Genomic DNA, 5,121 nt, shown 5'->3' on the forward strand with positions numbered 1-5,121 from the left:
GCCCACAGGTCCGCCGCCGCGCCGGACCTGATCTCGGTCGGCGAGCCCTCGCAGTGGGACGACCTGTCATCCGAAACACGCCAGATGCTGACCTCGTTGCGCGACGGCGACCTACTCGCTCCCAATACGACGCGTGCAGGGACGGCGGGCATCGCATTGCAGCACCCCGACGGCGTGCTCGTCGTCTGGATCCAATTGGCCGAAAAACGGCCGTTCACTCTCGAGGACCAGACGTTGCTAACGGTGCTGGCAGGCCGGCTCGGCCAGGGTCTGCAACGAGTGCACCAGGTTGACCAGCAGCGCGAAACCGCGCTGGCGCTGCAACACGCAATCCTTGGGCCCGCTCGTCTACCGGGCGGGTTCGCTGTGCGCTATCAGGCCGCGAGCCGGCCCCTACACGTGGGCGGTGACTGGTACGACATCGTCGACCTGGAGGACGGGCGCATCGCGTTGATTGTCGGCGACTGTGTCGGGCATGGCCTCGCCGCTGCCACCGTGATGGGACAGGTACGCAGCGCCTGCCGCGCGCTGCTGCTCGACCACCCAAGCCCACGCGCCGCGCTCGCGGGGCTGGACCGCTTCGCGGCGCGGCTACCCGGCGCCCAATGCACCACCGTCGTCTGCGCGGTGCTCAACCCCGACACTGGTGAACTGGTGTACTCCAGTGCCGGGCACCCCCCGCCCATCCTCGTCCACGCCGACGGCACCACCCGGACCCTCGACGATGGCCACACCATTCCGTTGGGACTACGACCCGACCGGCCCCGCCCCGAAGCCCGCGTGACCGTGCCGGGGCGCGCGACCCTGCTGCTCTACACCGACGGTCTGGTCGAGCGTCGCGGCAGTCCACTCGACGATGGCATCGCCCGCGCCTCTGCCCTGGTGCAGGACGGTCGTGACTCAGCACTGGATGATTTGGCGAACCAGATCATGTCTGGTCTTGCGCCGAGCGACGGCTATCAAGACGACGTTGTGCTGCTGCTCTACCGCCATCCCGCGCCGCTGGAGATGGACTTCCCGGCCCACGTCAGCCAGCTTGCTCCCACCCGCGCCGCCTTGCGCAGCTGGTTAACCCGAGCGCGGGTGGATCCAGATCAAGCTCATGACATGCTCGTCGCAGCCGGAGAAGCCGTCGCCAACGCCGTCGAGCACGGTCACCGCGATAGCCCGGAAGGCATCATCAGCCTGCACGCGACCGCACTGGTCGATCAGGTGCAGGTGACTATTATTGACACCGGCTCGTGGAAGCCGCCGCAACCGGCTGCCGACGCCCATCGCGGCCGCGGTATCACCCTCATGCGAGCGCTAATGCACGACATCGCCATCCACCCGGAAGCGGCCGGGACGACAGTTCATTTGTTCGGGAGGATCAGCTGATGCCCGCAGTGCTCACTCTCGACACCACGCGCAGCGACGACGGGAAGCTGGTGCTGATTGCAGCGGGAGAAATCGACCTAAGCAACATCGACACGTTCACACAAGCCCTCACCACGGCCATCACCGAGACTGCTGGGCGCGGCGAGACGCTCACTATTGACCTGAGCGCAGTGGAGTATTTGGACAGCGCAGCCATCAACGCCCTTTTCCCGCACGCCGAGCACATCCACGTCATCGCCCACCCGTTCCTGGTCCGCGTCTTCGACATCAGCGGCCTAGCCGAACTGGCCACCGTCGAACCCGCGTCGCCCAAGCCAGAACGCTGACGCGCATCTCTACCAACGACTGGAGCGGCGAAGATCCTTGTGCCCCGCTATGTTTCGCCACGACACCAGCTCAGCCTGCATCGTCGCCAACATCACTCGTTGGATCCACAAAACGATGGTTGTACTAGCGCTACGCGAGGCCACCAGTCTGATGTAGGCCCTCCAACCAGTATTGGTGTGCGAGTACCACATACCGTGTCTGTCCCTCCAACCGGTTACGAGTAGTTTTCCTGCACGCGAACACCTCGAAAGCTGTCCTACCCGCGGCTTTTTCGCGCCGTGAGCAATTCTGACAGCCCCGCAACCCGCGCAGTGGTTGCCCAATCGGCGTGTCGGTTCAGCGCTCAAGTAAACGGGCGCACGAGATAATTTTTTGTTTCGCTCACGGAACAGGGAGCGGCGGTGATGGACTGCTATGTGTTGAGTACTTCGGTCGCTCCCACGCCGGTCGCTGTTCGCGCGTTGTCGGCGATGTTCGCATTCCTGCTGCTGGTGATTGCCGGTGCTGCGGGCGCAGCCGCTGCGCCGACTCAGCCGGTCACCAGAACACTCGGCGAGAAGACGGTGGGCTGGGACACCTACCGTCATTTGGACCGGTTGCCGTATCTGAGTGCCGACACGCAGGCTTTGCAGCTGTCGAGCTTTGATCGAAGCGGCGGCAATTTCGACATCTCCACCGGCAATAAGAACGGCAGCGGTGGCTGTCTGGCGTCTGGTGGCGCCGGCTGTGTCATCGCGGAAGATCGCGGTGCCGGTGAGATCGATTCGATCTGGTTTACCCGCGACGGTGGCAATGTGACCGCGCTCGGAACGATCCGCATTGACCTGGATGGGCACACGGTGATCGACGCGCCATTGCAATCGCTGGTCGACGGCGCGCAGGGTGCGCCCTTCGTCTGGCCGCTTGTGGCCAATGCTGACCAGTCGCCGGGAGGCGTCTATATCAAGGTGCCGATGCCCTACCGGCAATCGATGCGGATCAGCGTCGCATCGCATTTGGAGTATTACCACGTTGACTATCGCCGGTTTTCCACAGCCGACGGGGTGACCACGTTCTCGCCCGCTGACCCAGCACTCGACGCGCTCGCTACCTTCCGCGCCGCCGGCGCCGTCGACCCCAAACCGGCGGCAGCCACCGCAACACATAACCATCGCGTCAACCAGATTCCGGCAATCAGCGGGCTACAGATTGCGGAATCGACTGGCTCTGGGAGTATCTCGGCGCTCCGGTTGCGGCTACCGCAACCGGCGGATCAACTCCTGGCCGGCTTGCGGCTGCAGATCGAGTTCGACGGCCGAACGATGGTCGACTCGCCAGTTGGGGAATTCTTCGGCGCCGGACTCGGCACCGACACCGTGCGATCGTTGATGTTCGCGACGATCCCACAACCCGACGGGTCTTTGTCGTTGGCAGCTTGGTGGCCAATGCCTTTCGCTCGCACCGCCCACGTCACCGTCGTCAACGCCACCGGTGCCCCGGTAACCGGAATCGACAGCGATGTCGTGTTCACACCCGACCCCCAGTGGGCATCCGCGCTGGCCAGCGGCCGCGCCGGGTACTTCACCGCGCGTTCGCATGCCGGACCAACGGCGCTCGGTCAGGACTGGTTATTCGCCGACGAACAAGGCCACGGAAAATTCGTCGGCGTCAGCCACACCATCCGCGGTTCTCGGATCAAAACGTCGTTTGGTGACGATTCTCCGTACTTCCTCGAAGGAGCCGAACGGGTCTACACCGACGGTTCTGCGTCGCCGCAGTGGTATGGCACCGGCACCGAGGACTTCTACGAGGGCGGCTGGTACTTCCATAACGGCACCACCTATAGCGACCCGCTCACCGGCCAGCCCGATCAGCGCACGGCCATTGGTGGATGCGCGGACTACTGCGTGGCCGTCTATCGGCTCATGCTCGCCGAAGCGATCGACTACCGCTCCGCAATCCGATTCGGCATCGAGCACGGTAAACGCAACATGGTCCAACCCGACTACAGTTCAACGGCATTCCTCTATACACAACCAAACGACACCGCCACCCCCAGCGACGAAGTCATCCCGACCGATCCGGTCAGTCGACTCCTGCACGGCTATTCCGACCGCGACGCAGGCGATCAGCTGTTAGTCAGCGAATATGAGGGCTCCGACGACAGTCGCACCGTCGCCGGGTTAGTTCACGCCACCACTGCGCCGATCGCATTCCACGTGCTGATCAGTCCGGACAATCAGGGCATCCTGCTACGCCGCACGTCGGACCAAGCGACCGGCTACCAGTCAGCAGAGGTTGCCGTGGACGGCGCACCTGTCGGGATCTGGTTAGAGCCCCGCAGCAATAGCTCACACCGCTGGCTCGATGACACCTACCTCGTACCCAGCCGTCTCACCGCGGGCAAAAACCTCGTCACGATCAGACTCACACCGACCCCCGACACCCCGGCCTGGACGGCCAGCCGCTACCACATCGACGCACTGACGGCGCCGTCTTAGGTTCGCCCGGCCGTCGGCACCGGCACTATCTGTTGTCGCTAACGGACGTCTGCACATACGCTGCCGTCGGGGGGTGGCCGCGATATGGAGAGAAACGATGTCCCCAACGATTCGCGCATGGACCGTATTTGTTGCATGCGTGGCGGCTGTCGCGCTCACGCCGCCAGCCGTCGCTGACCCGGGCGACCCCATCCCCGGTAATGGTGTCTTCGTCGTCGGACCTGACATCGCACCGGGCCTTTACCGCACCGGCGGGACGGCGAATACCTGGGGCGTTTGGATAAACAACATCCCGACCCAGGACGAAATGTGCTCGTGGTTTACCTACAGCACACCTGATGCGAGCAAGGACCATGTAGTCCAGGCGAATAGCTCTATGGCTCCGATGTACGCGAATATCAACACGACGATCAAGGCCTTCGAGTCGCGGAACTGTCAACCCTGGACCCGGGTTCCATGAGCAGGGCACGCTTAACGGAGCACCGCTAGGTTGTGGCTTCCGGTGTGGGTAGCACTTCGCGGCCGATGCTGCGGGCGGTAGACGCGGCTGGGAAACCGGCATAGCCGGCCATGTGGTACACCACCTCTTCGATCTCCTTGAGGGTCAACCCATTACGTAGAGCAATTGGGAAATGGAACTTCAGCTCCTCGGTGGCCCGCAACGCGATTAGCGCGCCGAGCGTGACAAGGCTACGGGAACGGCGGTCCAGCCCCGGCCGGGTCCATAAGCTACCGAAGACGTGGTCGAAGCTCAGGTCAGCGAGTTCGTCGGCGAACCCGCCGTCGCGCAGGCTTGTCACGTCGTCGGGGATGAGCCCGGGCATCAGTTCCTTGAAAACGTTGAGGCCGGCTGTGCGGGCTTCGGTCATCGGTCTTGGCCTTTCGGTGCGGGTTCACGGGAGATTTGGTAATCGAGGTAGGCATCCCAGTTGTCGAC

5 protein-coding genes are annotated in these 5,121 nt (G+C 63.7%); 4 read left to right on the top strand and 1 reads right to left on the bottom strand.

The window, feature by feature from the left end; all coding sequences use genetic code 11:
* The 4 genes from WAN71_RS09545 to WAN71_RS09560 form a co-directional block, all read left to right on the top strand.
* Window positions 1-1,377, top strand: a 1,377-nt coding sequence (locus tag WAN71_RS09545; RefSeq protein ID WP_422225099.1) for an ATP-binding SpoIIE family protein phosphatase, incomplete at its 5' end; no start/stop codon positions are given.
* Window positions 1,377-1,703: an STAS domain-containing protein gene (locus tag WAN71_RS09550; protein WP_422225100.1), complete on the top strand. Its 327-nt coding sequence runs from the start codon at window positions 1,377-1,379 to the stop codon at window positions 1,701-1,703. The genes WAN71_RS09545 and WAN71_RS09550, both read left to right, overlap by 1 nt.
* A 471-nt stretch (window positions 1,704-2,174) precedes the next feature.
* A complete protein-coding gene (locus WAN71_RS09555) occupies window positions 2,175-4,184 on the top strand; it encodes a glycoside hydrolase family 172 protein (protein WP_422225103.1) in 2,010 nt (669 codons plus the stop codon).
* Between the two features lie 97 nt (window positions 4,185-4,281).
* Window positions 4,282-4,644 carry a hypothetical protein gene (locus tag WAN71_RS09560; protein WP_422225101.1) on the top strand — a complete coding sequence of 121 codons (363 nt, stop codon included), beginning with the start codon at window positions 4,282-4,284 and terminating at the stop codon, window positions 4,642-4,644.
* 25 nt (window positions 4,645-4,669) lie between these two features.
* On the opposite strand, the gene WAN71_RS09565 is transcribed toward WAN71_RS09560, so the two are convergent.
* Entirely contained in the window at window positions 4,670-5,053 is a 384-nt protein-coding gene (locus tag WAN71_RS09565) for a carboxymuconolactone decarboxylase family protein (RefSeq protein ID WP_422225102.1), read from the bottom strand.
* Window positions 5,054-5,121: the final 68 nt, after the last annotated feature.

It is taken from the genome of Mycobacterium sp. (genome assembly GCF_049280035.1).
Taxonomy (GTDB): domain Bacteria; phylum Actinomycetota; class Actinomycetes; order Mycobacteriales; family Mycobacteriaceae; genus Mycobacterium.

Bases quoted from the DNA above. Each gene is read 5' to 3' on its own strand.
- WAN71_RS09550 (WP_422225100.1), top strand. From the start codon at position 1,377: ATGCCCGCAGTGCTCACTCTCGACACCACGCGCAGCGACGACGGGAAG.
- WAN71_RS09555 (WP_422225103.1), top strand. From the start codon at position 2,175: ATGTTCGCATTCCTGCTGCTGGTGATTGCCGGTGCTGCGGGCGCAGCC.
- WAN71_RS09560 (WP_422225101.1), top strand. From the start codon at position 4,282: ATGTCCCCAACGATTCGCGCATGGACCGTATTTGTTGCATGCGTGGCG.
- WAN71_RS09565 (WP_422225102.1), bottom strand. From the start codon at position 5,053: ATGACCGAAGCCCGCACAGCCGGCCTCAACGTTTTCAAGGAACTGATG.